General features: G+C 65.5%; 28 protein-coding genes. 22 read left to right on the top strand and 6 right to left on the bottom strand.

Annotated elements, in window-relative coordinates:
• The first annotated feature begins 34 nt into the window (after positions 1-34).
• Both INQ40_RS12745 and INQ40_RS12750 read left to right on the top strand, forming a co-directional pair.
• A complete protein-coding gene (locus INQ40_RS12745) occupies positions 35-1,279 on the top strand; it encodes an acetyl-CoA hydrolase/transferase family protein (RefSeq protein ID WP_194340733.1) in 1,245 nt (414 codons plus the stop codon).
• Between the two features lie 27 nt (positions 1,280-1,306).
• The gene (locus INQ40_RS12750) at positions 1,307-2,047 is read left to right on the top strand and encodes a GntR family transcriptional regulator (RefSeq protein WP_193985080.1); all 741 of its coding nucleotides are present in this window, start codon (positions 1,307-1,309) and stop codon (positions 2,045-2,047) included.
• A 45-nt stretch (positions 2,048-2,092) separates the two neighbouring features.
• Here INQ40_RS12750 and INQ40_RS12755 read toward each other — a convergent pair whose 3' ends face one another.
• Both INQ40_RS12755 and INQ40_RS12760 read right to left on the bottom strand, forming a co-directional pair.
• Positions 2,093-2,284, bottom strand: a complete 192-nt coding sequence (locus tag INQ40_RS12755; RefSeq protein ID WP_043959441.1) for a hypothetical protein — start codon at positions 2,282-2,284, stop codon at positions 2,093-2,095.
• Entirely contained in the window at positions 2,281-3,840 is a 1,560-nt protein-coding gene (locus tag INQ40_RS12760) for an FAD-binding protein (RefSeq protein WP_194340734.1), read from the bottom strand. Before INQ40_RS12760 ends, INQ40_RS12755 begins: the two co-directional genes overlap by 4 nt.
• Positions 3,841-3,922: 82 nt before the next feature.
• Here INQ40_RS12760 and INQ40_RS12765 point away from each other — a divergent pair, with 82 nt between their 5' ends.
• The gene (locus INQ40_RS12765; RefSeq protein ID WP_228482037.1) at positions 3,923-4,852 is read left to right on the top strand and encodes a LysR family transcriptional regulator; all 930 of its coding nucleotides are present in this window, start codon (positions 3,923-3,925) and stop codon (positions 4,850-4,852) included.
• On the opposite strand, the gene INQ40_RS12770 is transcribed toward INQ40_RS12765, so the two are convergent.
• Positions 4,849-5,850 carry an integron integrase gene (locus INQ40_RS12770; protein WP_194340736.1) on the bottom strand — a complete coding sequence of 334 codons (1,002 nt, stop codon included), beginning with the start codon at positions 5,848-5,850 and terminating at the stop codon, positions 4,849-4,851. The two genes, INQ40_RS12765 and INQ40_RS12770, sit on opposite strands and share 4 nt — an antisense overlap.
• 187 nt (positions 5,851-6,037) lie before the next feature.
• On the opposite strand from INQ40_RS12770, the gene INQ40_RS12775 reads away from it, so the two are divergent.
• The 10 genes from INQ40_RS12775 to INQ40_RS12815 all read left to right on the top strand — a co-directional run bounded on the left by INQ40_RS12775 (position 6,038) and on the right by INQ40_RS12815 (position 12,616).
• Positions 6,038-6,811 carry a hypothetical protein gene (locus INQ40_RS12775; protein WP_194340737.1) on the top strand — a complete coding sequence of 258 codons (774 nt, stop codon included), beginning with the start codon at positions 6,038-6,040 and terminating at the stop codon, positions 6,809-6,811.
• A 629-nt stretch (positions 6,812-7,440) separates the two neighbouring features.
• Positions 7,441-7,689 carry a hypothetical protein gene (locus INQ40_RS12780; RefSeq protein WP_194340738.1) on the top strand — a complete coding sequence of 83 codons (249 nt, stop codon included), beginning with the start codon at positions 7,441-7,443 and terminating at the stop codon, positions 7,687-7,689.
• Positions 7,690-7,818: 129 nt separating this feature from the next.
• A complete protein-coding gene (locus tag INQ40_RS12785; protein WP_194340739.1) occupies positions 7,819-8,610 on the top strand; it encodes a hypothetical protein in 792 nt (263 codons plus the stop codon).
• Positions 8,611-8,659: 49 nt separating this feature from the next.
• Positions 8,660-9,016 carry a transposase gene (locus INQ40_RS12790; protein ID WP_194340740.1) on the top strand — a complete coding sequence of 119 codons (357 nt, stop codon included), beginning with the start codon at positions 8,660-8,662 and terminating at the stop codon, positions 9,014-9,016.
• Positions 8,986-9,822 carry an IS3 family transposase gene (locus INQ40_RS12795; protein WP_228482217.1) on the top strand — a complete coding sequence of 279 codons (837 nt, stop codon included), beginning with the start codon at positions 8,986-8,988 and terminating at the stop codon, positions 9,820-9,822. The genes INQ40_RS12790 and INQ40_RS12795 overlap by 31 nt, the downstream gene beginning before the upstream one ends.
• A gap of 146 nt (positions 9,823-9,968) precedes the next feature.
• Positions 9,969-10,139, top strand: a complete 171-nt coding sequence (locus tag INQ40_RS13115) for a hypothetical protein (RefSeq protein WP_228482038.1) — start codon at positions 9,969-9,971, stop codon at positions 10,137-10,139.
• A gap of 516 nt (positions 10,140-10,655) precedes the next feature.
• Positions 10,656-10,976 carry a hypothetical protein gene (locus INQ40_RS12800; protein ID WP_193985108.1) on the top strand — a complete coding sequence of 107 codons (321 nt, stop codon included), beginning with the start codon at positions 10,656-10,658 and terminating at the stop codon, positions 10,974-10,976.
• A gap of 105 nt (positions 10,977-11,081) precedes the next feature.
• Positions 11,082-11,471 carry a hypothetical protein gene (locus tag INQ40_RS12805; protein WP_194340741.1) on the top strand — a complete coding sequence of 130 codons (390 nt, stop codon included), beginning with the start codon at positions 11,082-11,084 and terminating at the stop codon, positions 11,469-11,471.
• A 51-nt stretch (positions 11,472-11,522) separates the two neighbouring features.
• The gene (locus tag INQ40_RS12810; protein ID WP_194340742.1) at positions 11,523-12,083 is read left to right on the top strand and encodes a hypothetical protein; all 561 of its coding nucleotides are present in this window, start codon (positions 11,523-11,525) and stop codon (positions 12,081-12,083) included.
• A gap of 194 nt (positions 12,084-12,277) precedes the next feature.
• Positions 12,278-12,616: an MliC family protein gene (locus tag INQ40_RS12815; RefSeq protein WP_194340743.1), complete on the top strand. Its 339-nt coding sequence runs from the start codon at positions 12,278-12,280 to the stop codon at positions 12,614-12,616.
• A gap of 71 nt (positions 12,617-12,687) precedes the next feature.
• Here the strand turns inward: INQ40_RS12815 and INQ40_RS12820 are convergent, their stop codons facing one another.
• From INQ40_RS12820 to INQ40_RS12830, 3 genes are all read right to left on the bottom strand, one after another.
• Positions 12,688-14,247 carry an FAD-binding oxidoreductase gene (locus INQ40_RS12820; protein WP_194340744.1) on the bottom strand — a complete coding sequence of 520 codons (1,560 nt, stop codon included), beginning with the start codon at positions 14,245-14,247 and terminating at the stop codon, positions 12,688-12,690.
• Between the two features lie 73 nt (positions 14,248-14,320).
• Positions 14,321-15,997 carry an alpha/beta fold hydrolase gene (locus INQ40_RS12825; RefSeq protein WP_194340745.1) on the bottom strand — a complete coding sequence of 559 codons (1,677 nt, stop codon included), beginning with the start codon at positions 15,995-15,997 and terminating at the stop codon, positions 14,321-14,323.
• On the bottom strand, positions 15,994-17,001 hold the full coding sequence (locus INQ40_RS12830) for an NADP-dependent oxidoreductase (protein ID WP_194340746.1): 1,008 nt from the start codon (positions 16,999-17,001) through the stop codon (positions 15,994-15,996). Before INQ40_RS12830 ends, INQ40_RS12825 begins: the two co-directional genes overlap by 4 nt.
• 233 nt (positions 17,002-17,234) lie before the next feature.
• Between INQ40_RS12830 and INQ40_RS12835 the strand changes: the two genes are divergently transcribed.
• From INQ40_RS12835 to INQ40_RS12875, 9 genes are all read left to right on the top strand, one after another.
• Entirely contained in the window at positions 17,235-17,750 is a 516-nt protein-coding gene (locus INQ40_RS12835; RefSeq protein ID WP_194340747.1) for a c-type cytochrome, read from the top strand.
• A 92-nt stretch (positions 17,751-17,842) separates the two neighbouring features.
• Positions 17,843-18,550: an alpha/beta fold hydrolase gene (locus tag INQ40_RS12840; RefSeq protein ID WP_194340748.1), complete on the top strand. Its 708-nt coding sequence runs from the start codon at positions 17,843-17,845 to the stop codon at positions 18,548-18,550.
• Positions 18,543-19,667: a cell division protein ZapE gene (gene zapE / locus INQ40_RS12845; RefSeq protein ID WP_194340749.1), complete on the top strand. Its 1,125-nt coding sequence runs from the start codon at positions 18,543-18,545 to the stop codon at positions 19,665-19,667. The genes INQ40_RS12840 and zapE overlap by 8 nt, the downstream gene beginning before the upstream one ends.
• Positions 19,668-19,674: 7 nt before the next feature.
• Positions 19,675-20,520 carry an NADPH-dependent 7-cyano-7-deazaguanine reductase QueF gene (queF, locus tag INQ40_RS12850; RefSeq protein WP_194340750.1) on the top strand — a complete coding sequence of 282 codons (846 nt, stop codon included), beginning with the start codon at positions 19,675-19,677 and terminating at the stop codon, positions 20,518-20,520.
• Between the two features lie 125 nt (positions 20,521-20,645).
• The gene (locus INQ40_RS12855; protein ID WP_194340751.1) at positions 20,646-20,960 is read left to right on the top strand and encodes a LysM peptidoglycan-binding domain-containing protein; all 315 of its coding nucleotides are present in this window, start codon (positions 20,646-20,648) and stop codon (positions 20,958-20,960) included.
• A gap of 36 nt (positions 20,961-20,996) precedes the next feature.
• Positions 20,997-21,485, top strand: a complete 489-nt coding sequence (locus INQ40_RS12860) for a hypothetical protein (RefSeq protein ID WP_193985129.1) — start codon at positions 20,997-20,999, stop codon at positions 21,483-21,485.
• 120 nt (positions 21,486-21,605) lie between these two features.
• Positions 21,606-22,331, top strand: a complete 726-nt coding sequence (locus tag INQ40_RS12865; RefSeq protein ID WP_194340752.1) for a UPF0149 family protein — start codon at positions 21,606-21,608, stop codon at positions 22,329-22,331.
• A gap of 128 nt (positions 22,332-22,459) precedes the next feature.
• The gene (locus INQ40_RS12870) at positions 22,460-22,846 is read left to right on the top strand and encodes a TraR/DksA family transcriptional regulator (RefSeq protein ID WP_194340753.1); all 387 of its coding nucleotides are present in this window, start codon (positions 22,460-22,462) and stop codon (positions 22,844-22,846) included.
• Between the two features lie 38 nt (positions 22,847-22,884).
• Positions 22,885-25,116 (top strand): NADP-dependent isocitrate dehydrogenase, encoded by a 2,232-nt coding sequence (locus tag INQ40_RS12875; protein WP_194340754.1) that lies wholly within the window; start codon positions 22,885-22,887, stop codon positions 25,114-25,116.
• The last annotated feature ends 235 nt before the right edge of the window (positions 25,117-25,351 follow it).

The raw sequence follows: 25,351 nt of genomic DNA on the forward strand, positions 1-25,351 counted from the left end.
CAGCGTCGCCACCGTTTCCCGGACCGGAGTCCCCGTGCCTGCCCAGCTCGACGCCAGTTCCTTCCTCGATCATTTGCGCCCCGGCGCGGAGATTTACACGCCCGGCTGCGCTGGTCACTCGCTGCTGTTCGAGTCGTGGCTGCGGCAGGCGCCGGAGCGCTGCGACGGCGTGCGCTTCACCGGCGTGCACATCCCCACGGTCAACCGATTCGACTTTGCCAGCCTGCACCCGGGCGCCCGGCAACGCACGATCTTTCTCAGCGCCGAACTGCGCGAGTCCTGGCTGGCCGGACGGGTCGACTACCTGCCGATGAGCTACTCGGCCACCTGGCAGTGGCTGGGCCAGGAGGTGCAGTTCGACGTCGCCCTGGTGCAGGTCGCGCCGCCGGACGACAACGGCCAGTGTTCGCTGGGCGTGGCTGCCGACTTCACCCCTGCGGCCTGGCCGCGGGCAGCGAAGGTGCTGGCGCACGTCAATCCGCGCATACCGCGCACCCACGGCCCGTCGATCCCCTGGTCGCGCATCCATGCCGCCATCGAGCACGAGAGCCCGCTGCTGGAAGCGCCCGACCCCGCACCGGACAAGGCCATGGACGCGGTGGCTGCGCAGGTCGCCACGATGGTGCCGGACCGGGCCACCCTGCAACTGGGCCTGGGCCGCCTGCAATCGGCGGTGCTGCGCGCATTGCGCGGACGGCGTGACCTGCGGATCCACTCCGGGATGGTGTCCGACGGACTGCTGGGCCTGATCGAGGATGGCGCACTGGCGCCGGCGCCGGATGCGGTCGTCGCGGGCGTCGCCCTAGGCAGCCAGGCGCTGTATGACGCCGTCGCCGGGCGGGTGCAGTTCCGCGAGGTCGGCCACACCCACGACCACGGTGTGCTGCGCACCATTGCGCGGCTGACGGCAATCAACAGCGCCTTGTCGGTGGACCTGCTGGGCCAGGTCAACGGCGATTGCCTGGGCGGTCGCCAACTCAGTGGCATCGGCGGCTTGCCGGACTTCCTGCGTGGCGCGCGACAGGCACCCGAGGGCCGCGGCATCATCGCCCTGCCCGCCGCCACGCCGAAAGGGCAGACGCGAATTGTGCCAATGTTGCCGGCTGGCCCGGTCAGCGTGGCGCGGATCGACGCCGATTGCGTGGTCACCGAGCATGGCGTTGCCGACTTGCGATACCTGGGCGTGCATGAGCGGGCGCGCGCCCTCATCGCGATCGCCGACCCGGTCCATCGCGAATCGCTGGAGCGGGACTGGCATGAAATCACCCAAAGGCTTTGACATGGCACATTTGAAAGGACTCCCGGCATGACCGCCAAGCAGCGCAGCAAACCCCGTTACGCCGAGTTGGGCGACCTGCTCCAGGCGGGTATCGAGCGTGGCGACTACCCGGTGGGCAGCCTGCTGCCGACGGAGCTGGAGTTGTGCGAGCGCCACCAGGTCAGCCGCCACACCGCGCGCGCTGCCCTGTCCCAGTTGATCACCGCCGGGCTGGTCCAGCGTCGCCCCGGATCGGGCACCCGGGTGATCGCCCAACGCGAGGCGATGCGCTACGAACACGGCATCGACAGCCTCGACCTGCTGATGCAGTACGGCAACACCACCCGACTGCAGGTGCTCGAGACCCGCTCGGAGAAAGCCGCCGGCGAGATGACCCGCGCGCTGGAGATCGCCACCGGCAAGCCCTACCTGGTCCTCAACGGCGTGCGCATGGAAGAGCCCAACCGCGAACCCATCGCGGTGACCGAGATGTTCGTGCCGGTGCGCGCGGGCACACCGAGCGCCGAGCTGCTCGAGCTGTCCAGCTCGGCGCGCACCGTCGCCGGCTTCCTGGATGCGGCGCGGCTGTCGCGGGTGGAGCAGGTGTTCGATGCCGCATCCCTCACCCCGGCCGAGGCCAGCTTGCTGGGGGTGGAGAGCACCGAGCCGGCCATGCGCGTCCGCCGGCACTACCGCGACGCGGCCGGACGGCTGCTGATGCTGGCCATCAGCAAGCACCCGCCCGGGCGCTTCGCCTACTCCATGGTGTTGTCGCGCAACCGACGCTGAGCCGCCGGCGCGTGCAGCCGCCCCGGATCAGCGCCGGTTTGCCGCTCAGCGCTTGAACAGCAGTTTCAGCACCGACGGCCGCAGCGCCATGCGCATCATTTGGCGGAACTCGGCCGGGGTCAGGCTGGTGGTGCACGGCAGCACGCCGGCCACGCCCTTCATCACCAGAAGGCCGTCCTCGCTGACCACGTCGTTGATGCGCACGTCCAGCTTCATTGCGGGGGTGACGACCTTCATGCCGGGACCTCCCTGGCGCTGATCTCGTTCGCGTGGGTTCCGCCGGCGTCCACCCAGTCTTCCAGCGCCACCAGGCCCTTGCCGGCGGCGCGCCCGGAGATCATCGCCTCGGTCAGGTAGGAACCGTTCTGGTAGAGGTCGGAGAACATCGAGCCCAGTTCGCCGGCCTCAAACAGGCGCGGGATCGGCTTGAGGTCGTGATCGAGCACCTCGGAGTGGATGTTGCGGCGCGCGCCGCCGCCGGTGCAGACGATCACCGGATCGACCTTGATCGCGTAGAACGGGCCCTGCTCGATCGGGTACAGCGTGTCCGGGTTGCGCTCGAAGTCCGCGTCGCTCTTGCCCGCGCAGGCCGCGTTGTAGCGGTCCACCGTCGCCCGAAGCTTGGCCGGGTCGCGGCCGATCTTCGCCGCCAACTCCTCGATCGTGTCGGCCTGTTCGATCCAGCCCTTGGCGATCTCCGCGCTGTTGTCATCGCTCCACCGGTAGCCGGTCACCACCGGCGCCCAGGTCATCACCTCGACCACAAGCTTGTTGTACTGGCAGGTGACGGAATCAAAGATCATGTGCACCGGCCCGGCCCGATGGTGCGGGGTGTCCACCCAGTGGCCGTGCTTCTTTTCCTTGTAATGGGTCAGCTGCAGCTCGGCGGTCTCGTTGTAGAAGCGCTCGCTGAGCGCATCGACCTCGATCCAGCTGAAGCTCTGCCAGAAGAAGGTGCGCAGGAACGCAGTCTCGAAACCCGGCGGGCGGAAGCCCGGCCAGATCCCGCCCGACTGCCCCTGGTTGCGCAGGTGCCACAGGTCGGCGCCGGCCTTCTGCAGGATCTTGATGCCGTCGCCGGTGTTGTGTGGCGTGCCCAACGGGTGCGCCTCCGACAGGCCGAAGTAATTGCGCTGCATGTCCATGTTGGCCTCGAAGCCGCCCACGGCCATCACCACGCCGCGGTTGGCGCGGATCGCCTGCGGCTGGCCGTTGACCTCGGCGATCACGCCGAAGACCTCCAGCGTGTCCGGATCCTGGATCAGGTCCCTGAGCGGGGTCTCGTAGGCGATCTGGATGCCCGGGCGCAGGCGCACGTTCTCGCGGAAGGCCAGGTACACGCCGCTGGGAATCGGCAGGATGGTCGCGGTGCAGTAGACCGCCTCGCGCGCACCGAACTCGGGGAACTCCAGCACCGCGTCGCGCTCGCTGAAACCGGTGCCGTGGATGTACTGGGCACCTGCCTGCTCGGCGCGCGCCTGGATCCACGGCTCCAGCGCCACCATCGCCTCCGACCACGGCACCAGCATGTCCTCGGGGATCGGGTTGGCCGCGCTCATCTTGCGCTGGTACTCGGCCAGCACCTCGGCATTCTTCGAAATCAGCAGCGACTGGCCGGCCACGCGGCTGTTGCCGCCGGTCTCGGCCTCGGGCGCCTTCTCTATGATCAGGATGCGCAGCTCGGGATTGAGGTCATAGGCCTCGATGGCGGCGCACATGCCTGCCAGGCCGGCGCCGGCGATGACGATGTCGTGGGTCTGGTCCCAGCGGGACACGGAAGAGAGACTGGCCATGGAGAACCTCCTTGCAGGGTTGGCGCCATCGTGGGCACCGCGGCCGTTGAATGCCAACCAATTCGAGGGCTCTCGACAACCGATGGTTGTATTCGCCTACCCTGCCGGCATGGATATCCGTCAACTGCGCTACTTCCTCGCCGTCGTCGAGCACGGCAGCTTCACCCGCGCGGCCGCGATGACCGGGCGCACCCAGCAGGCGCTAAGCAAGGGCATCGCCGCACTGGAGCAACAACTGGGTGCGCGGCTGTTCGAGCGCGGCTCGCGCGGGGTGAGACCGACCGCCGTCGGACGATTGCTGCTGGACCACGCGCGTACCGCTGACGACACCCTGCGCACCTTTGAGCAGCGCCTGCAGGAGTTGCAGACCGGCACCGAGGGCGAGATCCGTATCGGCACCGGTCCCACCGCCGCCGGCTCGGTCGTGGCACCGGCGGTGCTGGCCTTGCGCGCGGCGTGGCCGCGGCTGGGCGTGCGCGTCACCGGCGGCGTGCTGCCGGAACTGCTACCCGCCCTGCTCGCCCGGGAGCTGGATGTGGTGATCGCCCTGGACACGATGCTGCAGACCGATCCGCGCCTGCATCGCGACCTGCTGGTGAATGACGAGTACCGGATCATGGCGAGCGCCTCGCATCCTCTCGCCGGGGGCGCCGGACTGACCGCGGCCGATCTGCTGGACCATCCGTGGGTCATGGGGCGTCGCCTGGGCGAGGTCCAGACCCAGTTCCGCCAGCGCTTCACCGATGCCGGACTGAGCCCCCCGGCGCAATCGCTGGAATCCTCATCGTTGGACTTCGTTCGTACCCTGGTGCGTGACGGCGACTACCTCACCCTGCTGCCAACACGTCTGGTCCACGTCGAGCTGGCGTCGCGGCAATGGACGCGGCTGGCGGTGACGGGCTTTTCCTGGGAACGTCCGCTGGTTGTTTACACCCGTCTGGGCGAGCCGCAGTCGGACCCGCAGGCCAGATTGCTGCAGGCGTTGCGGAACGCGGCGGAGCAAGCAGGTTAGCGGTCCAGCGGACTGACCACGCCCGAGCCGCCGCGATTGAGCACGTGCGTATAGATCATCGTGGTGGAAACGTCCGAGTGACCGAGCAGTTCCTGGATCGTGCGGATGTCCGACCCCGACTCCAGCAGGTGCGTAGCGAAACTGTGTCGCAGCGTATGGCAGGTAGCGTGTTTCGCGATTCCCGCCGCCTGCGCGGCGATCCGCACCGCCCTCTGCAAATTTTTCTCGTCAACGTGATGCCGGCGCTCTACACCCGACCGCGGGTCAATGCTGCGCAACCGCGAGGGGAAGACGTACTGCCAGATCCATTCGCGATCCGCGGCGGGATACTTGCGTGCCAGCGCCCCCGGTAGCCAAACCGCGCCGTGGCCCACCGCAAGATCCCGCTCGTGCAAGACCCTGGTTTGCGTCAGGTGCAATTGGAGTGCCGGGACCGTTCTGGCGGGCAGCATCGTCCGCCGGTCTTTGCCGCCCTTGCCCCGTCGCACCAGAATTTCGCTGCGCACAAAGTCGATGTCCTGCACACGCAGGCGCACACACTCCATCAGCCGGATGCCTGAGCCGTAGAGGAGACTCGCCATCAGGTGATGGACGCCACTCATCTGGACAAGCAGGCGCGACACCTCCTCGACGGTGAGCACCACCGGCAGTCGCTCGGGCCGCTTGGCACGCCGGATGTTGTCCATCCAGGGCAGATCCTGACCCAGCACCTCCCGATACAGAAACAGCAGCGCGGACAGCGCCTGATTCTGCGTTGACGCCGCAACCTTTCCCTGCACAGCCAAACGGGTAAGAAACCACTCGACCTCCCGCTCGCCCATCTCGTTTGGGTGTCGTTTCTCATTCGCAAGAATGAAGCGGCGAATCCAGCTCACGTAGGCGTCCTCGGTACGAATCGCCAGTCCACGTCGGCAAATGCGCGCCCGAACCATGTCCAGCAGCCGAGGCGCGTGTTGCCCGGTCGTTGCGCCGTCCGACGGCGGGTGCGAATATCCCATGGCGCAGGTCCGTTCCGGAGAGACTTCCAGATTAGGCCCAGGGAATAGGCACCTTCGCTCAGCGGAAGTCGTTGATTTCTGTAGGACTACCCCTGAAAACTCGGACCGGACTATCCGGATTACACACAAGGAACAGGCACCATTTTGGTGCCGAATAGGTGTTAGACCCTATGGAGATCGTACCCGGATGACGGAGCTTAGCGATCGACATCGCGAATACCTGTTTGAGCCGTTTGAGCGCATCTTGATGGTCCGCCAAGTTGAGCTGTTCAAGTTGCTTGACTTGCTTTGTTACGGACTGACCGAACTAACGGCACTGCCCGAACTCACTACGGCGCTACGGAAACCTTCGGAGGCAATTGAACAAGCAAAGCAACACGCAGAGCTTGCACAACGGGAAATCGATAGAGGATTCTCCTCCCTTGTCGGCCAAAGCATCATTGTCTTGTGGGGAGCTTTAGAGGCACTAATCAAAGATTTTCTTGTAAGGTGGCTCGAACTATTCCCCAATCTGTGGGAGCGCCCTGGTATCGCGTCACTGAAGATTCGAATCGGCGACTATGAAGCGCTGCGCCCAGAGGATCGCCGACGCTACGTAATTGGGGAGATTGAACGCAACGTTGCGGCAAAACTGAAGGTCGGCGCCGGCCGCTTTGAGGCTGTTCTCAGTGAACTGGAGCTTGGCGGCGGTATCGATGATTCTATTCGCAGAGACTTACTTGAGCTTTCGGCTGTACGTAACGTTCTGGTCCACAATGCTGGGCACGTCGACGAGAGATTTATGGCTATGTGCCCGTGGGTGGAGTGCGAACCTGGCCAGTTGCTTCGACCTACGCGGAAAGACTACCGGCGCTTTAGTGCAGCGGTTCTCCAGTACGCAGCTCTCATTGTAGAGCGGGCTGAGTCGTGCATAGGGTCTAACAAATCATTCAAGCCGATGCCGCTTCGCGGCACGGCTTAATTCTGGCGTTAGCCCTCACATGACCTCATTCCAAGATTGTCACTTCACCAGGTATCTTGGTTACATCACTCCTACGCCCGGCGACTCCACCTACTCCGTGCTCAGAGCCCACCTCCTATTTGAGGAGATGTTGTGGGCCCACATCGATCGCAGCTTTCCACATCCAGGTGCGCTGAAAGGCGCTAGGCTTACTTTCTCGCAGCTGCTTTCGATCGTGCGCGCTACTAACAGAATGAACCCCGACCATTGGGCATGGGTCGCATTAGGGAAGCTAAATAAAGTACGTAACCTCATGTCGCACGAATCGAAGCCGAAGGATCTTCCGCAGAAAATCACGGAATACGTAGAGTTCTGCTTGAGGCATAACGGCGTACCTCTTCCAGATCCTGGGCCGGCGACGGATGGGGGCGTCCGCTCATCCTCTAAGGCGTATCTTCCAGTTGATCTCGTTACTGTAGGGCTTTACTACACGATCGCGATAAGACTTGGCTTTTCAGTAGATGGTGTGTGTGGAGATCCCACGCCGGACGACGCGACCGGGTCGGGCTAACAATTCATTCAAGCCGATGCCGCTTCGCGGCACGGCTTAATTCTGGTGTTAGGCCTCATAGGAAGTTCCAGGAGAAGTCATGGAAAAGCAGAAGAACTACTGGTTCCCTGCTAAGACATTTGGTTGGGGATGGGGCTTCCCACGGGTGTGGCAGGGCTGGTTGGTTTTGCTTGCGTACCTATGCGGGCTAGTCACTATCTTCTTTCAGATTCCACCTGATTCTGACCCCAATGGGTTCACCCTTTTCGTTCTCGCCCTTTCTATCGTTCTTGTGGCGATCTGTTGGTTAAAGGGCGAACCACCTCGGTGGCGCTGGGGTGGAAAATGAGGCCTAACAATGCGTTCAAGCCGAACGCGCTTCGCTACACCAACAACATGGCAGATAAAGCTTGCCATGTTGTTGCCTCCGCTACGCACGTCGGCTTAACTTAGGTGTTAGGCCGCTAAGGAAGATTTGATGAAACCGGAATTCTCTGAGCTTTCTTATGCGTTTGCGTATACCGCTGAGCTGGCACGCAAGCTTTCCAGTAATCTGACCGTCGCACCAAGCTTTCCTAGCACCTCGGTTGAGGGGAAAAAGGGATACGGGTACGACCTTAAATTGGGGCTCAGTGGCATACCTCTCTTTCTCCAGTTCAAGCTTGCACACTGCATGATCAGAAAGGATGCGGCGGAGTTCTCAAGTGGTACGTTTGTCCAGGGTAAGCCGGTTGATCCTGTATATCGGTTCTATCTCATGGCACTCGGTAAGTCGCGACAGACAGCGCTCATGCTTCAACTAGAGAAGAGACACGACTTGGTCTTCTATGTCGCGCCGGCGTTCCATAGAGCACAAGAACTGAACAAGCATTTCATTGCCGGCTCAGTTGAGAAGCATAGCCGTGCGATCCGACCCTCGCGAATCAAAAAAATGCCGGACAAGCTGGAGCATTTCGTTTCCTATCGACAAACCGGACCCTGCTTCCGCTTTTCCGACAACCCAGAGCAACTGGAAGACAGCGCCGAGTCGATCGCCACGGCCATTAACTCTGCCGAGACAAGAGAAATGACCGCTGGCGCGTTAGTCGAGTCCATGCTCAGTGTGCTGCGGGAAGCCGGTGACATTAGCATTCCATTTGCTATAGATCTTGAATCGACTGAATTTGGCGCGTCTGTCTCGGCACAATACATTTCACGCACCTTCTTCGGCTGCGAGCTATTGTTTGTCCAAAGGGAGCGGCCTAACAATTCATTCAAGCCGACGCGGTAGTTCCTTCGGTTTAGTGGACACCCTGATCTAACAGTCAGGAGTGTGTTTCATGGCAAGACCAGGCCCCAGAACCACCTATCGCTACAGCGATGAATTCAAAGCCACAGCAGTCCGGCTCAGCCAGCTCCCCGGCGTGTCCGTCGGCGAGGTGGCCGCTTCGCTTTACATCCATCCCTTTATGTTGTCCCGTTGGCGCAGGCTTGCTCGGGAGGGATTAATCGTGACCAAAGGCGTTGAGGTGGACAAGGCGGTGACCGCTGAGCTCAAGGCGCTGCGCGAGGTGCAGCGCAAGTACGAGCGGCTCAAGGTTGAGCATGACCTTTTAAAAAAAGCCATCGCGTTCACTTCGGCTCGAAAAGCGATGTCTTCGCCTTCATCGAGCACCACCGGCAAGCCTACCCGGTGAGAACGATGTGCCGCCTGCACGGGGTCAGCAGCTCGGGCTACTACGCGTGGCTGCAGCGACCAGCGAGCCAGCGTTCCTTCGATGACGCGCAGCTCCTGCAGAAGATACACATCGCCCACCGCGACAGCCGCCAAACCTATGGCAGCCCGCGCATCCACGCCGCCTTGCGCCAGAGCGGCGAGACGGTGGGGCGCCGCCGGATCGAGCGCTTGATGCGGGAGCACAACGTCAGAGCGTTTTCTACGCGACTGTATCGCCAGCGGCCCGGGCTGAAACGCTTTCTGGCCAGCGTGGAGAGTCGCGCGCATACGATCGAACCAAAGCGGCCCAATCAACTCTGGGTCGCGGATGTCACCTACCTGAAGGTGCGCGGCCACTGGCGCTATCTGGCCACCGTCATGGATCGCCACTCACGTCGCCTATTGGGCTGGTCACTGGGCCCTGATCGAACGAAGGCGCTGACTCGCCGCGCGTTGGCTGCCGCGCTGCGAACGCGGAAGCCGGGCCCCGACACTCTGTTTCATACCGACCGTGGCATTGAGTTCCTGGCGGGCGATTTCAAACAGAAGCTACAACGTGCCGGGCTGACCCAGTCAGCGAACCGGCCGCGACGGATGAACGACAACGCGCACATGGAATCGTGGAACAAATCGATGAAGTCGGACATGTACCACCGCCGCAGCTTCGAGAGCGATCACGCACTGCGGCAAGCGATCCACAGCTACATCGACTTCTACAACCACCGGCGCTTACACTCGGCACTTGGATATAAATCACCCGCCGAGTTCGAGCGAGAATGCGCCTAACCATCGGGTGTCCACTTTAGTGAAGGAAGTCCCACTTGCTTCGTTACACCAAACACATGGCAGAAAAAGCTTGCATGTGTTTGGCTCCACTACGCAAGTCGGCTTAACTCAGGCGTTAGGCAGCAAGAACAATGAGGATCGCTGCGATGGAAATTCAGCAATTTCAAAATCGAGTTAGTGAGTACATCAAGTCTCATCCACATGAAGTGGGCCTCTTATGTCTCTTTGCGGCATTCGCACTCGTTTGGGTGCAGGCAGATAACATTGGGGCTTTCATCCGTGGCTTCTTTGATGGCGTTTATGATGCAGGTCATTAGTAAGAGCTAGTTCTTGCTGCCTCACCATTCATTCAAGCCGGCGCCACTTCGTGGCGCGGCTTAACTCAAGTGTTAGGCCGCTAAGACAAGGAATCGAGTCATATGGAAGAATCTCGCGCTGACGCAATCGCTCGAGCCATCCTGCAGCCAGACCTCAAGGCCCGAGAAGAACTCCGGCGCAAGAGGGCTAAAGAGGCGTCGTGGCTCGTTGAGAAGCGCAAGGTTGCTTGGCTGGCGCTCATTGGCTTCGCAGTCGGTGCCGCTGCTGCCATCTACGGTGGGGAACGCTTCACCAATGGCGCACTGTGGGGATCCTTGAGCGGTGGAGCTATTGGTTGGCTGTGGATCGGGTGGCGTAGCTGGCGGGGCGCGGCCTAACAAGTCGTTCAAGTGGAACCCCGAAGTCCCATCTTCAGACAGAACTGTTCTTCCATTTCCGCCAATCTTTGGACTACTCGTCGGGGGTCGGCTTAAATACGGCGTTAGGTGCGTTACTGCACCGCAAGGAGGCATGGAGTGAAACTGACAGACTCGGAAATTCGCCACTTCAAGAATGTACTGTGGGGCACCCGCTTCTGGGCGTGGTTCCGCTGGGTTCTGTTGGGTGTTCTGGGCTACACCGCCGTCGCGCACTTCAGCGGCTGGAAACCGATGACCCGTCCTGACTGGCTGGTTGCCGGAGCGCTTTACATGCTTGTCGCTTGGCCAGGCCTGTGTCGAACCTACGTATTTCACACGCTTCGCCGCGTTGTGGCGGAGGACCCGGAGGCACGGGCACAGCTTGCTGCGGCTGGCGTTAAAGAGTTCGCGCCTGGCACACCAGCGGGGCGCGCCTGACAATCCGTTCAAACAGATGGGGCAGTTCCTGCCAAAGCGGGGTTGGGGCGTCGCAGGAAGTCCAACCTGTGTTATTAGGCCCTATCTCATCAACAAGGAACCGTTATGAAGAACCTGATTACCGTTGCTTTGCTCTGCATGTCGTCGGTTGTTGTCGCCAACCCCAGCGCCCCGGCTCAGGCTGACCTGTGGGTCAACGCTCGTCCCGACGTCCAGGTTGCGGTTGTCCGCGGCGCGGCGATTGACACCTATGAGCTCTCCGCAACTATTTCTGATTTGCGCACTGGAAAGGTGCTGTCCGAGCCAAGGCTCATCGCGACGCCAGGGAAACCAGCACAGGTCCAGGTTGGTGCGACCGGCGCCGATGGCATGATCAGCGTGGAGTTCACCGTGACCGTAGCCGACTCGGGAGACACGGCGACCTACTCGTCTCAGGTCAAAGACAACGGCGTTGCAATCAGCTCGCAAAGCTTCACGCTTGCGGTAGCGCGTTGATTTCACTGTCAGGACAGGAGTTTTCAAACGCGCTGGCCAAGAAAGTGGTGCATGGCCGAGTCAATGACCGCCGTCACTCTGGATCGGTTCGACCGGCTGGGATCGCTGGCTGTCGCGCTGTGGCTCAACGTGCTGTTCTTCTGGTTCCTGCAGAGTAATCTCGTACCCCAAGAACAAGTCGCGGTGGTCGAATCTCCTACAGAGCTGGTTATGGTGATCGACACATTCGTCCGGAGGAAAGACCACTCCGAGGAGCCTGAGGGGCCGAAAGCTGATGAGCGAGTTCAACCTCGCATGCGTGTATCAAAGATGCCGGCCGTCCCCATTGTTTTTGACTCGAGCGAGTCGGAACAACCGGCCGCTCCTCTGGACCTGCGTCTCCCCGAACACGCGCTCCCTGCCGGACGAGGCCCGATGGAGCGCCGCAGTGCGCTCGCGGATCCCCATTTGAACCGCCTGAATTTGAGTTTCCAGGACCGGTCGGTCGGCGGAACGATGCAACGAATGATCAAGGCCGATATCTGTAAAGATCTTCGCAACGCGCTGACGTCTGGCATCGGCGACGCCACTGTGGTTGTGAACACCATGAAACAGCATGGATGTCGTGTTTAGCCCGAGCCATCAAACCGAGCTTGCGTTAGGCTGATCGGTTGCCGCTTGTTCCAGCCTGATGACAACTTGGTCACGCTCGATCTGGTCTTATGCCGGCGCACCACGTCCGTCACCCGCTTGCCATTCCGGCCAAGCTGGGTGCGTTGGATTGATCCCGCCCCGGCGGCGCCACCGTCCAGATTGAGAGGTTCACGATGAAGATTCTTGCCCCCGCCGCCTTTGCGTCCGTTTTGCTGATGTCCGCCTGTGTGACGTCGCCACAGTCCCCGGCCGACTCCAGCGCGCAGAGCTACCGCTGTGAAAGTGGCCAGACGATCGCCGCCAGCTATCCCACCACCGACTCGGCGACCGTGCAGTACAAGGGCAACAGCCACGCCATGGCGATTGCCGTTTCCGCCAGTGGCTCGCGCTACGTGGGCGGCGAGATGGAGTGGTGGACCAAGGGATCCGGCGCTGGTTCCGAGGGCACGCTGTTCCGGCACATGCCGGACAACACCACCGGCGAGCTCATCGAGACCTGCACCGCCATCTGATCCAGACCGGATAGCGCTGGCGAACTCGTTCCGGGCGCTGGGGCCGATGTGTCCGGGCGCCCGGCTTGCTTTCAGCGTCCCAACACGCCCGGGTTCATCAGGCCCTTCGGGTCGAGTTGCTGCTTGATCGCATCGAGCATCGCCAACGCCGCGGGGTCGCGCCCTTCGCGGTAGGTGTAGAACTTGCCGATCTGGAAGCTCGCCGCGCCGTGCGCACGCATGGTGTCGGCGATCTTGCGCTTGAGTGCGTCAGTGGCCGCGCGCGCCGGCAGGTTCTCGCCGGGGCAGCCGATCCTGGCGCGGTGATCCGCATCCACGGTGCGCACATGGAAGGCGTTGTGCGAGTCGGGCCAGTAGATGCACGGCTCGATCAGCGTCGCCTGCGCGCCAACGGTGGTCATCAGGGTGCCGATGAACAGGCCGTGCTCGTCCATTACCGCCTTCTCGGAGGCAAACAAGTCCTGCAGGGCGTTGAACAGCTCGGTGCTGCGCGAGTGCGGCACGATGCCGTGGATCGGCGCCCAGCGCTCGCCGGCTGAGCCGAGCATCGCGTTCTTGGCCGCGAACGGGTTGGCCGCCATCACCTTGGGTACGCTGTTCTCGACCTCCGTGCCGAATGCCGCCACCGCCTTGCGGGCCGCCGCGACGCGCGCGTTGATCTCCCCCTCCGAGTCACCCTCCAGGGTGATGTGCAGGCTGAACAGTTCCGGGTCGAGGAAGTCGCGGCCCTTGGTCACCAGCTTCAGGCCCTGCATCAGGCCGCCCTTCTTGATCACGTTGCCGAGGCTTTTGACATCGCTGCTGAGGCTGGCGCGGCGCATGCGGATCTGCGACAGGCTGGGATCGAAGGCGGCGATCTCCGAGGCCAGGCCGGCGCGGGCCAGTGCGCCCATCGCGTCCATCAACTGGTCGGCGCGCTCGAACTGCCACGACAGGTAATCGATGTGCGAATGCCTGGGCAGCAGGCGCAGGCTGGCGCGGACCTTGATGCCGAGCAGGCCGCAATCGCCGAGGAAGACGCCGGTCAGGTCGGGGCCGTGCCAGCGGAAAAACGGCGTCGCATTGCCCGAGGCGGCCGAGCCGGTGCGCAAAATATCGCCATTGGCGGTAACCACCTCCAGTCCGAGCACGGAGTCGGCCGATGAGCCGTAGCGGGCGGAGCCGTGGAACACGCTGCCCTGTGACAGCGCCCCGCCGACGGTCGCGTGCGAGCCCGACATGGGGCCGAAGTACGGGGTACGCACGCCCTTGGCCTGCAACGCCTGCTGCAGGGCTTCCCAGGTGACGCCCGCCTCGACCACCACGTAGGCGTCGCGGACGTTGATTTCCACCACCCTGTCGAGGCCGCCGGTGTCGATCAGCACCGTGGGCTGGCGCGTGGCGAGGTAGCCGCCGGTGTAGCTCATGCCGCCGCCGCGGGCGATCAGGGCGATGCCGGCAGCCGTCAGCTGGGCCACCGCGGCGGCGAGCTGATCCGCGTCGGTGGGGCGCAGGACAGCCAGCAGCGGCTCGCCCTGGGAGTAGACGTCGGTACCGAAGTACTCGAGCTCGGCCGGGTCGGTGATGACGGCGTTGCCCCAGCGGGTCTTCAGGTCGGCGATGACGTGATCGGGGGAGAGCGTGGTGCTCATGCGGAAGTCCTCGGAAGTCGTTGCGCCGTTGCGTGCCCTGCGCCTCGGGCGGCGGGTGGGTCGGGAACGGGTGTCAGGGATGGGTTGGGGATGTGACGGATTGTTCGCCCAGCAATGCGGCGGCGCGGCCGAGGTAGTCGTCGGTGCTGGCGGAACTGCCGGCTGCCAGCGACACACCCAGCGCGCCCAGGCGGGCCGCGAGACCGGGTGAGGCGGCCTCGCGGAACATCGGCTTGCAGCGCTCGCCCAAGCGCAGCAACTCGACCACGTTGTCATTGACCTGGGCCGGTGTCGGAGCGGCGACGGGGCGGCGGGCGGCTGCGGAAGGTTTCAACCAGGGCCAGAGCAGATGGCGCTCGCGCTCCCACTGCCAGGCCTCGTCGAGGTGGCCGCCGGCGCGCAACAGCTGCGGGTTAGGCAGTTGCGCCAGCAGGGTCGCGGTCTCATCGCCCTCCAGCAGCCACGGCCGGTGCAGCACGACCCGCTGCAGGCGCTTGCCCAGCGCCGCCGCCAGCGCCGGTACGTAGCCTGCGGCCGCGCCGTGGCTTTCGATGGTGACCGGCAGTGGCCCCGGGACCGACCCCAGCGTCGCGAGGATCGCGCTCACCATGGTTCCGGCGTCCAGGTCAGCATCGACCTCGGCGGATGCACCGTGTCCCGGGAGGTCCGGCGCGACCACCGCTGCCGTGCCGGCCACCGCCAAGTCGGCGGGCGCCAACGGCCGCTCTCCCGGCGCATGCAACACCAGCCGCAGCGAGTCCGCGCCGTCGCGGGACCAGAACGCGATGTCGCCCACCGCGCAGGCGACGATGCGGCGCGACCAGCCGGGGCCGTCAGGACCACCGGAAGGGCCGCGGCCGGCATCGCCACCCGCGCAGTGCGGCGAACGCTCCGCCCCGGCAGCCTTCAGTTCGACCGATGCTTCGTCGGCCAGCGCCTTGGCGAATAACGCATCCATGCGCGCGTGCATGTCGGCGATGCCGCCCTCCTCGACCACGGCCTTCACGTTCGCGGGCAGTTCCGGCAGGCGCGGCAGGTGGGCCAGCAGCGGATCGCCGCGGCGGAAGACCAGCAGCGACGGCGGCTGCAGGGTCGACAGGAATCCGTGCTCGACGTGGCGGAAGGCAGCGCCATAGCCGGCCCGGTAGGCATCGCCGACCTCCAGCACGTCCATCACCGCCTCGTGGGTACTGGCGGTGGTATGCGGATCGATCGCCATCGCCGCTTCGGCGCGGTCGTCGTACCACGGGAAGAAGTACTTCTGCTCGCGCATCCGCGACCACAGCCAGCGCAGGTGCGAGCCGTCCCAAGAGGGCGCGAACGGCGGCAGGTAGCGGTCGCCGTAGATCGCGCTTTCCGCCGGGGTGAAGGCGGCATAGCCGTCCACCACCAGCGCGCTCACCCGCTCCGGGTACGCGGCCGCGACCTGGGCGGCGACCAGCCCGCCAGTGTGCATGCCAAACACCGCGAAGCGATCGATCCCAAGCGCAACCAGCACCTCCACGGTGGCGGTGCCGAGATCGGCAATGGAGGGCTCGGCGATGTCGAGCGGGTCGGAATATCCAAAGCCCGGCGTGTCCGGCGCGATCACGGTGTAGCGGTCGGCGAAGCGCGCAATCATGTCCAGCCACATCCGCGAGTTCTGCGGCGACTGGTGCAGCAGGACCAGCGCAGGGCCGTCGCCGGCATGGCGCAGGTGCACGTGCCGCTGGCCGATGTGGACGAAGCGACGGTGGATACGCGTGGTCATTCAGCCAACCTCACCAGTGACTTGCCCAGGTTCCGGCCCGACATCATCGCGATGAAGGCCGCAGGCGCGGACGCGAGGCCTTCGCTGACAGACTCGCGGTACTGCACGCTGCCGCCGCGCACCAGTGGCGCGACCTCATCGGTGAATTCGTTGAACCGGTCGAGATGGTCAAACACCACCAGTCCCTGCAGCGTGGCGCGGGCCGCGATCACCGGGCCCAGGTTCGGGCCTGGCGGGCGCCCGCCCTGGTTGTACTGCGAACTCAGGCCGCACAGCACCACGCGCGCCTGCGGCCGCAGCAGAGACAGCGCCGCTTCCAGCACCGGCCCGCCGACGTTGTCGAAATACACATCGATACCGTCCGGACACGCCGCGCGCAGGTCCTCGGCGAAGCCCGGGCTGAGGTGGCTGACGCACTCGTCAAACCCGAAGGCCTCGCGCGCGACCGTGCATTTCGCCTCCAGCCCGGCGATGCCGACGGTGCGGCAACCTGCCAGGCGCGCGAGCTGTCCAGCCACGCTGCCCACGGCGCCCGCAGCGGTGGAGACCAGCACGGTCTCGCCCGGTTGCGGGCGGCCGATCGTGTGCATGCCGGCCCATGCGGTCAGGCCGGGAATGCCGAGGACGCCCAGCGCGGTCGAGGGCGGGGCCAGGTCCGGATCGACCCTCCGCAGTGAGTCCTGCGACATCACCGCGAAGTCGCACCAACCGGTGTCACCAACCACCCAGTCGCCGACGCCGAGGTGCTCTGCGTTGCTCTCCACGACCCGGCCGACCGCGCCACCCGGCACCACCGCGCCCCGTTCGGGCCGCGGGATGGCGTAGCGCCCGCCCAGCAACGGGCGCAGGTACGGGTCCAGCGACAGCCAGTGGTTGCGCACCACCACCTCGCCGGCTGCGGGCGCCGCCAGCGGACGCCGGTCCAATCCGAAGTCCTGCTCGCGCGGGATCCCGTCGGGGTAGCGCAGCACCTGCACGACCTGCCGGGTCGGGGGTAGGGCCATCCAGCACTCCTGATCGTTCCGGTGATTGTCCGGACATTTACCAAGATACCCGGATTGGCTCCACTCGCCAACGGGTTTGCCGGGATGCTCTCTCCATGCCGGATTTCCTGTTGCTATCCCGGCCCTACTTGTCAGGCCGGCAACGCTTTATACTGCCCCGCGGCCGCTTGATTGCGGATTTTTGTTGGACGGCGATGCGCGACCCATCACGGGGAGCGCCAAAAGGTGGGATCGTGCGCAATTACGACCTTGATTTCCTGAAAAGATTTTCCCTGGTGATCGGCTTCCTGATCGTCCTCAGCCTGGGCCTGGTGCTCGGCGCGCGCATGGTCAGCGACTCGCTGCCCTACGACGAGCCCGACAACGTGGCGCAGCGCACCCGTGAGCGCATCGCGCCGGTGGGCAGCGTGTACGCGGGCGGCACCGGCGCTGCGGCAGCCGCGGCAGCGGCGTCTGCGGCGGCCGCCTCGGCCTCCGCGCAGGTCGCCTACGGCGGCACGCTGGATGGCTCGGTGATCTTCGATGGCCTGTGCGCGGGTTGCCACGCTTCCGGCGCCGGCGGTGCACCGACCATGGACCAGGCGCACTGGTCGGCACGCATCGCTCAGGGCATGGACACCCTGCACAAGCACGCCATCGAGGGTTACACCGGCAGCGCCGGCCTGATGCCGGCCAAGGGCGGCAATCCGGCCCTGACCGACGAGCAGGTCATCGCCACGGTCGACTGGATGGTCGAGAACCTCAAATAGCGCGCGCCTGCTTGATGGCACGCTGACACAGCCGCCTCCGGGCGGCTTTGTTCTTTCCGGTGCCGCGAGGTCGCAACGCTTATCATGGGCGCATGGACAAGCCCGCATTTCCCAACGACCCGGAGTTCCAGTCCGGCAAACCGGCCGCCGTCACCCTGCAGGGCCCGGCCGGCGCACTGGAAGCCATCGTCGAAGGTCCCGAGGCCGACGCCGATCCCCGCCCGGTGGTGATGGTCGTCTGTCACCCGCTCCCCACCGAGGGCGGCACCATGCACAACAAGGTGGTGACGATGACGGCGCGCGCGTTGCGCCAGTCCGGCGCCACGACCGTGCGTTTCAATTTCCGCGGCGTTGGCGCCTCGCAGGGTGCGTTCGACAACGGTGACGGCGAAGCCGACGACCTGCGCGCCGTCATCGCCTGGGTGCGCGAGCAGCGACCCGACCACCAGCTCTGGCTGGGCGGTTTCAGTTTCGGCTCCTACGTCGCCTTCCAGGTCGCCAGCGAGGTCGATGCCGGCCTGTTGCTGATGATCGCGCCGCCCGCCGGGCGCCGCGGTTACGACTTCGACCGCATTGCAGCCTTCGACGGCCCCTGGATCGTGATCCAGGGCGAGACGGACGACGTCGTGGATCCCGAACAGGTGTACGCGTGGGCGAACGGCTTCGAGCAGCCGCCCGAACTGGTCCGCATCCCGGATGCGAGCCACTTCTTCCACCGCAAGCTGATCGACCTGCGCGGCGCGGTGAAGCACGGGATCCGTCCGTACCTGCCTGCGGCGAAGCCTGCCGCCGATGCTTGACCCCGTCGTGACCGCGGACGCCGGCGCCCTGCCCGGCGTGCGCTACCGCGCCGGCGTTGCGCGTGGCGACTGGGATGCCGATACCGCCCAATTGCCTGCATTGGCCGAGCTGGACCGCATCCACGCGGCGCTGCTGCAGCCGCCCTCGCGCGGCCTGCTGCAGCGCCTGCGCAAGCAGCCGCCGGCGCCCGTGCCCGGGCTGTACCTGTGGGGCGGCGTCGGCCGCGGCAAGACCTTCCTGGTCGACCTGTTCTACGACGGCCTGCCGATCCAGGCCAAGCACCGCACCCACTTCCACCGCTTCATGCGCGACGTGCACGCACGCCTGCGCGAGCACGCCGGAGAGCGCGATCCGCTGGCCTCCATCGCCCATGCCGCCGGGCGCCGCTGGCGGGTGCTGGTGCTGGACGAGTTCTTCGTCACCGACATCGGCGATGCGATGCTGCTGGGCCGCTTCATGGAGCAGCTGTTCGCCAACGGCGTGGCCCTGGTGACGACCTCCAACACCCCCCCGCAAAACCTGTTCAAGGACGGGTTGCAGCGCGAGAGCTTCCTGCCGGCGATCGCCCAGATCCAGCAGCATTGCCACATTCTGGAGCTGGTCAGCGACCAGGATTACCGCCTGCGCGCATTGACCCGCTCGCCGGTGTACCGCGCGCCGCTGGATGCCGCGGCCGACGAGTGGCTGGCGACGCGCTGGAAGCAGATCATCGCCGACGCGCCGCGCGAGGACGGTCCGCTGCATATCGAAGGCCGCGACATCCCGGTGCGCGGCATCGCAGACGGCCACGTCTGGTTCGACTTCGATGCGCTGTGCGATGGCCCGCGCGCCACCGGCGACTACATCGAGATCGCGACCCGGTTCCACACCGTGCTGGTCGGCGGTGTCCCGGTGTTCGATGGCAGCAACGATGACCCCGCGCGCCGCTTCGTCAACCTCATCGACGAGCTCTACGACCGCAACGTCAACCTCGTCTGCACCGCCGATGCCGATCCGGTCGGCCTTTACAGCGGCCACCGCCTGGCCGGTCCGTTCGAGCGCACCACCTCGCGCCTGATCGAGATGCGCTCCACCGAGTACCTCACCACCAGGCACCGAGGCGGATCGGGAGGATAATCGCGCCATGACCGCCATCGACTCCCTCGCCGCCACCGACGCCGGCGCCGACCTGCCGCTGGGCCGCAGCGTCGCCTACCCACGCGCCTACGATCCATCGCTGCTGTTCCCGATCGCCCGCGCCCTGGGCCGGACTGCGCTGGACGTGCACGCGGACGCGCTGCCCTTCATCGGCAACGACCGCTGGCATGCCTACGAGCTGGGTTGGCTGGACGGCCGCGGCAAGCCGCGCGTGGCCACCGCCACCATCACCGTGCCGGCGACTTCGCCGCAACTGATCGAGTCCAAGTCGCTCAAGCTCTACCTGAACTCGTTCAATGCCACCACGTTCGCCAGCGACGAGGCGGTGCTGACGCGTATGGTCGAGGATCTTTCGCAGGTCGCCGGCGGTCCGGTCGAGGTGGCCTTTGGCCTGCCCGCCATGGATCAGTCGCGGGACAACGCCATCCTGATCGACACGCTGGACATCGCCATCGACCATTACGGCCCGCCGCAGCCGGCCTTCCTGGCCGCCGATCCCGCCCATGTCGTCACCGAAACGCTGACCAGCGAGCTGCTGAAATCCAATTGCCCGGTGACCGGCCAGCCCGACTGGGCGCGGCTGGTGGTCCACTATCACGGCCCCCAGCTGGATCGCGCCGGCCTGCTGCGTTACCTGGTCTCCTTCCGCGAGCACGCCGGCTTCCACGAGCAGTGCGTGGAGCAGGTCTTCTGCGACCTGATGCGCCACGCGTCGCCCACCCGCTTGTCCGTGGAGGCACGCTACACCCGTCGCGGCGGCCTGGACATCAACCCCTGGCGGGCAACGCCGGGCTTCCCCGCGCCGCCGCCCGGACGTGACCTGCGCCAGTAAGGGCAGCCTGCATCTCATGACGCGCGAGCCCATCGCGCCGTCGCACCGCCCTCACCCACCCGCGATCTGGTTTTAACAAGGCCCGTGCCATCGTTCCCCTGCCCCGATGGCAGGAGTCCGATGCAATGAGCCACCCAGACAGGAAAGCCGATTTTTCCGGCGTCACCAGCCGCGTTGACACCACCGCCGACAAGACGCACACGGCCGACTTTTCCGCCGTCAGTTCGCGCGTCGATACCACCGCGCAGAAAACCGGCCAGGCCTCTTCCGAGCTTTACACGGTGAAACCCGGCGACACGCTGTCGCATATCGCCAAGCACTTCTATGGCAAGGCGAGCGCGTGGAACACCATCTACGACGCCAACCGCGACCAGCTGGACAACCCGGACCGGATCCAGCCCGGACAGGTCCTGCGCGTGCCTGCACGCGATGATCGCTGAAAGCCGCTTCGCCCCACGCACCCAAGGAGATCCACCATGACCGCACCCACCCTGCGTTACGCCGTTGCGACCGCGCTGATGGCCTCGCTGGCACTGGCCGGCTGCAAGAAGGACAAGCCCGTCGACACCGCGGCCACCCCGCCGCCGATGAGCACGCCTGCCCCGAGCCAGCCGGCCACGCCGCCGCCGATGAGCAGCGCGGTCTCCATCACCTCGGTGACGCTGGGCAAGGCCGCCGGCGCCGACAAGCGGATCGAGTCGGCCACCACCGACTTTGCCAGCACCGATCCGATCGTGGTCTCGGTTGCCACCAACGGCAGCAGCGGCAGCACGACCATCCACACCCGCCTGATGTACCAGGACGGCCAGGTGGCCGGTGAGGAATCGCAGTCGATCGCCACCGATGGCATGGAAACGACCAACTTCACCTTCAACAACGCCAATGGCTGGCCGGCCGGCAACTACACCGCCGAGGTCTCGGTGGACAACGCCGCGCCGCGCACCACGACGTTTACCGTGAAGTAAGCGCTTTCATCCAATGGGCATTCCAACGGGCGCGCCGCAGGGTGCGCCCGTTGTCATTTGCAGCGCTCGGCGCTGCCGGGCAACCGGTACCATGGGCCATCCCCGCCCCGATCGTTCCCCATGACCGCATCCGCCTACCTGACCGACGACCAGATCGAACGCCTCGCCCATCTGCTCGAGCAGCGCGCGGTGCCGTTCCGCGGCTTCAACCTGGAGGCACTGGACGGCTATTTCACCGCGCTGGCGGTATCGCCCGCCGAGCTCGCCCTGGAGCAGTGGGAGGCGACGGTCTGGGGCAAGACCCCGCGCTGGGACGATGCCGCCGAACGCGCGGGGGTCGAGGATCTGCTGCTCAGCCACCGCAACATGGCACTGGCCCGCGTCCGCCACGGCAACGAGACCCTGCCCGATCACCTGGCGCCGCTGCTGTGGCTGCCCGAAGACCCCGAGCACCCCGCCGGAGGCGCGCCCGAATCGCAGGAGGACGAGCTGGATGTCGGCCGCGACTGGGCATTGGGCTTCTTTACCGCCGTGGAGCTGCAGGAAGACGCGTGGGATGCGTGGCTGGACCAGAACGACTGGATGGAGGAGATCTTCGAGCAGTTGGACCGCCTCGCCAGCGGCGAAGTCATCGGCGAGGACCCGGCCCAGCCCGGCACACCGGTTGATTACCCCGAGCGCCTGGGCATCATCGCGATGCTGCCCGACATGCTGGCCGACCTGCACCACCACCGCATCGAGGCGCTGACCCCGCGCGAGCCGATCCGCGCACTCGACACACCCGAGCGCAACGAGCCCTGCCCGTGCGGCAGCGGCAAGAAGTACAAGAAGTGTTGCGGCGCGTAGGCGCGCGCTTCCGCAGCTGGCATCGCTAGCACCGGGTTCGCGAAACCGTCTCCCGGGCCCGGGCTCATGCCGGAATCACGTCGTGGTGGCCACACTGGGGTCCACGAAACGGCCGACGCGGAATACCCATGAGCCAGCACAAGCAAGCACTTGACCCGGACTTCATCCAGAAGCAGAAGCGGCGGCTGGAGGAGCTGAAGGCCGAGCTGCAGTCCTCGCTCGACTTCCGCCTGGAGGACGAGGTGGAGATGCAGGAAAGCCGCACCAACCAGAGCCACACCAGCGGCAGCGACGCGCAGGACAGCGCCCAGCAGGACAACAATCGCGCCGTACGCGCCCACGACCGGATGCGCCTGCAGGCGGTGCACCGCGCACTGGAGAAGATCGAGGAAGGCACCTACGGCCAGTCCGAGCAGAGCGGCGATCCGATCCCGCGCGCCCGGCTGGAAGCCGCGCCGTCAGCGCTGTACACCGTGGCGGAAGAGGAAGTGCGCGAGCGCGAACAGGACCTGTAGGCGACAATGGTCGGCCCGAAGGCGACGACGAGAGCTCAATGTCCGATACCCCCAAGATCATCTACACCCTCACCGACGAGGCGCCCTTGCTGGCGACGCAGTCGCTGCTGCCGATCGTGCAGGCGTTCACCGGCACCGCCGGCATCGCGGTGGAAACCCGCGACATCTCGCTGGCCGCGCGGATCCTGGCGCAGTTCCCCGACGTGCTGGGGGATGCGGCCGTCAGCGATGACCTGGCCGAGCTCGGCACCCTGGCGACCACGCCGGAAGCCAACATCATCAAGCTGCCCAACATCAGCGCGTCCGAGCCGCAGCTGAAGGCCGCCATCCGCGAGCTGCAGCAGCACGGCTTCAAGCTGCCGGAATACCCCGACGAGCCGGCCACCGACGCCGAGCGCGAGACACGCAAGAGCTACGACCGCGCCAAGGGCAGCGCCGTCAACCCGGTGCTGCGCGAAGGCAATTCCGATCGCCGTGCCCCAGCCTCGGTGAAGAACTACGTGCGCAAGCACCCGCACCGCATGGGCGCGTGGAGCGCGGACAGCCAGTCGCACGTCGCCCACATGGACGATGGCGACTTCTACGGCAGCGAGCAGTCGGTGCTGATCGACCAGCCCGGCGCGGTGCGCATCGAGCTGGTCGGCGCCGATGGCAAGACCACGGTGCTGAAGGAGAAGACCGCCCTGCTGGCCGGCGAGCTGATCGACGCCTCGGTGATGAGCCGCTCCAAGCTGGCCGAGTTCGTCGATGCCCAGATCGAGGACGCCCGCGCGCGCGACGTGCTGTTCTCGCTGCACCTGAAGGCCACGATGATGAAGGTCTCCGACCCGATCATCTTCGGCGTCGTGGTCAGCCGCTTCTACCGCGACGTGCTGGCCAAATACGCCGACGAGCTGCGTGAGGTCGGCTTCGACCCCGACAACGGCATCGGCGACCTCTACGCCAGCATCCAGTCGCTGCCGGCCGAGCGCCAGGCCGCGATCGAGGCCGACATCGCCGCGCAGTACGCCAAGCGCCCGAAGCTGGCGATGGTGGATTCCGACAAGGGCATCACCAACCTGCACGTGCCCAGCGACGTGATCGTGGATGCCTCCATGCCGGCGATGATCCGCGACTCGGGCAAGATGTGGAATGCCGCCGGCGAGCGCCAGGACGCCAAGGCGCTGATCCCGGACCGCTGCTACGCGGCCGTGTTCCAGACGGCGATCGAGGACTGCAAGGCCAACGGCGCGTTCGACCCGGCGACCATGGGCACGGTGCCCAACGTCGGCCTGATGGCGCAGAAGGCCGAGGAATACGGCAGCCACGACAAGACCTTCCAGATCCCTGCCGCCGGCACGGTGCGCGTGGTCGATGACCGCGGCACGGTGCTGATGGAGCACGCCGTGGAAGCCGGCGACATCTGGCGCATGTGCCAGACCAAGGACGCGCCGATCCGCGACTGGGTCAAGCTGGCCGTCACCCGCGCGCGCCTGAGCAACACGCCCGCCGTCTTCTGGCTGGACCCGCAGCGCGCCCACGACCGCCAGGTGATCGCCAAGGTCGAGGCGTACCTGAAGGATCACGACACCGCCGGCCTGGACCTCCGCATCATGGAACCGGTGGCGGCGATGAAGTTTTCGCTGGCGCGCATCCGCAAGGGCGAGGACACCATCTCGGTGACCGGCAACGTGCTGCGCGACTACCTCACCGACCTGTTCCCGATCATGGAGCTGGGCACCAGCGCGAAGATGCTGTCGATCGTCCCGCTGATGGCCGGCGGTGGCCTGTTCGAGACCGGCGCCGGCGGCAGCGCGCCCAAGCACGTGCAGCAGTTCAGCAAGGAAAACCACCTACGCTGGGATTCGCTGGGTGAGTTCCTCGCCCTGGCCGCGTCGCTGGAGCATCTGGCGCAGCGCTACGACAATGCGCAGGCGCGCGTGCTCGCCAGAACCCTGGACGAGGCCACCGGTACCTTCCTGGACAACAACCGCTCGCCCTCGCGCAAGGTCGGCGAGCTCGACAACCGCGGCAGCCACTTCTACCTCGCCCTGTACTGGGCCCAGGCCCTGGCCGCACAGGACGAGGACGCCGCGCTGAAGGCAACCTTCACCCCGGTTGCCGAGGCGCTGACCCGTGACGAGGCGGCGATCGTCGAGGAGCTCAATGCCGCCCAGGGCAAGCCGGTCGACATGGGCGGCTACTACCAGCCCGACCTTGCGCTGCTGGGCAAGGAGATGCGACCCAGCCGCCTGTTCAACGCGGCTTTGGCGAGCCTGTCGGCCGCCTGAGCGCGTCGTCGTCCACCCGGACCGCACCTGGTTTGCGCCAGGCTGCGGTCTGTCCTCCCCTTTCTGCGGAGTCCCCCATGAAGCAACGCACCTCCCTTGGCTTGCTCGGCTGCGCGCTTGCGCCCTTCATTCTGCTGGCGTGCAGCGGCGAGCCCGCTGCTCGCGATGTGGCAGGCGCCGATGTCGGCGGCACCGATGCGACGCGCGCCGACTCCGCCGCCGAAAGCGAGTCACG

Source organism: Lysobacter sp. H21R4 (assembly GCF_015277535.1).
GTDB classification, from domain to species: Bacteria; Pseudomonadota; Gammaproteobacteria; order Xanthomonadales; family Xanthomonadaceae; genus Novilysobacter; species Novilysobacter ciconiae.

Excerpts from the sequence above, each read along its gene's own strand:
- INQ40_RS12750 (WP_193985080.1), top strand. The coding sequence starts at position 1,307 with ATGACCGCCAAGCAGCGCAGCAAACCCCGTTACGCCGAGTTGGGCGAC.
- INQ40_RS12755 (WP_043959441.1), bottom strand. The coding sequence starts at position 2,284 with ATGAAGGTCGTCACCCCCGCAATGAAGCTGGACGTGCGCATCAACGAC.
- INQ40_RS12760 (WP_194340734.1), bottom strand. The coding sequence starts at position 3,840 with ATGGCCAGTCTCTCTTCCGTGTCCCGCTGGGACCAGACCCACGACATC.
- INQ40_RS12765 (WP_228482037.1), top strand. The coding sequence starts at position 3,923 with ATGGTTGTATTCGCCTACCCTGCCGGCATGGATATCCGTCAACTGCGC.
- INQ40_RS12770 (WP_194340736.1), bottom strand. The coding sequence starts at position 5,850 with ATGGGATATTCGCACCCGCCGTCGGACGGCGCAACGACCGGGCAACAC.
- INQ40_RS12775 (WP_194340737.1), top strand. The coding sequence starts at position 6,038 with ATGACGGAGCTTAGCGATCGACATCGCGAATACCTGTTTGAGCCGTTT.
- INQ40_RS12780 (WP_194340738.1), top strand. The coding sequence starts at position 7,441 with ATGGAAAAGCAGAAGAACTACTGGTTCCCTGCTAAGACATTTGGTTGG.
- INQ40_RS12785 (WP_194340739.1), top strand. The coding sequence starts at position 7,819 with ATGAAACCGGAATTCTCTGAGCTTTCTTATGCGTTTGCGTATACCGCT.
- INQ40_RS12790 (WP_194340740.1), top strand. The coding sequence starts at position 8,660 with ATGGCAAGACCAGGCCCCAGAACCACCTATCGCTACAGCGATGAATTC.
- INQ40_RS13115 (WP_228482038.1), top strand. The coding sequence starts at position 9,969 with ATGGAAATTCAGCAATTTCAAAATCGAGTTAGTGAGTACATCAAGTCT.
- INQ40_RS12805 (WP_194340741.1), top strand. The coding sequence starts at position 11,082 with ATGAAGAACCTGATTACCGTTGCTTTGCTCTGCATGTCGTCGGTTGTT.
- INQ40_RS12810 (WP_194340742.1), top strand. The coding sequence starts at position 11,523 with ATGGCCGAGTCAATGACCGCCGTCACTCTGGATCGGTTCGACCGGCTG.
- INQ40_RS12815 (WP_194340743.1), top strand. The coding sequence starts at position 12,278 with ATGAAGATTCTTGCCCCCGCCGCCTTTGCGTCCGTTTTGCTGATGTCC.
- INQ40_RS12820 (WP_194340744.1), bottom strand. The coding sequence starts at position 14,247 with ATGAGCACCACGCTCTCCCCCGATCACGTCATCGCCGACCTGAAGACC.
- INQ40_RS12825 (WP_194340745.1), bottom strand. The coding sequence starts at position 15,997 with ATGACCACGCGTATCCACCGTCGCTTCGTCCACATCGGCCAGCGGCAC.
- INQ40_RS12830 (WP_194340746.1), bottom strand. The coding sequence starts at position 17,001 with ATGGCCCTACCCCCGACCCGGCAGGTCGTGCAGGTGCTGCGCTACCCC.
- INQ40_RS12840 (WP_194340748.1), top strand. The coding sequence starts at position 17,843 with ATGGACAAGCCCGCATTTCCCAACGACCCGGAGTTCCAGTCCGGCAAA.
- zapE (WP_194340749.1), top strand. The coding sequence starts at position 18,543 with ATGCTTGACCCCGTCGTGACCGCGGACGCCGGCGCCCTGCCCGGCGTG.
- queF (WP_194340750.1), top strand. The coding sequence starts at position 19,675 with ATGACCGCCATCGACTCCCTCGCCGCCACCGACGCCGGCGCCGACCTG.
- INQ40_RS12855 (WP_194340751.1), top strand. The coding sequence starts at position 20,646 with ATGAGCCACCCAGACAGGAAAGCCGATTTTTCCGGCGTCACCAGCCGC.
- INQ40_RS12860 (WP_193985129.1), top strand. The coding sequence starts at position 20,997 with ATGACCGCACCCACCCTGCGTTACGCCGTTGCGACCGCGCTGATGGCC.
- INQ40_RS12865 (WP_194340752.1), top strand. The coding sequence starts at position 21,606 with ATGACCGCATCCGCCTACCTGACCGACGACCAGATCGAACGCCTCGCC.
- INQ40_RS12870 (WP_194340753.1), top strand. The coding sequence starts at position 22,460 with ATGAGCCAGCACAAGCAAGCACTTGACCCGGACTTCATCCAGAAGCAG.
- INQ40_RS12875 (WP_194340754.1), top strand. The coding sequence starts at position 22,885 with ATGTCCGATACCCCCAAGATCATCTACACCCTCACCGACGAGGCGCCC.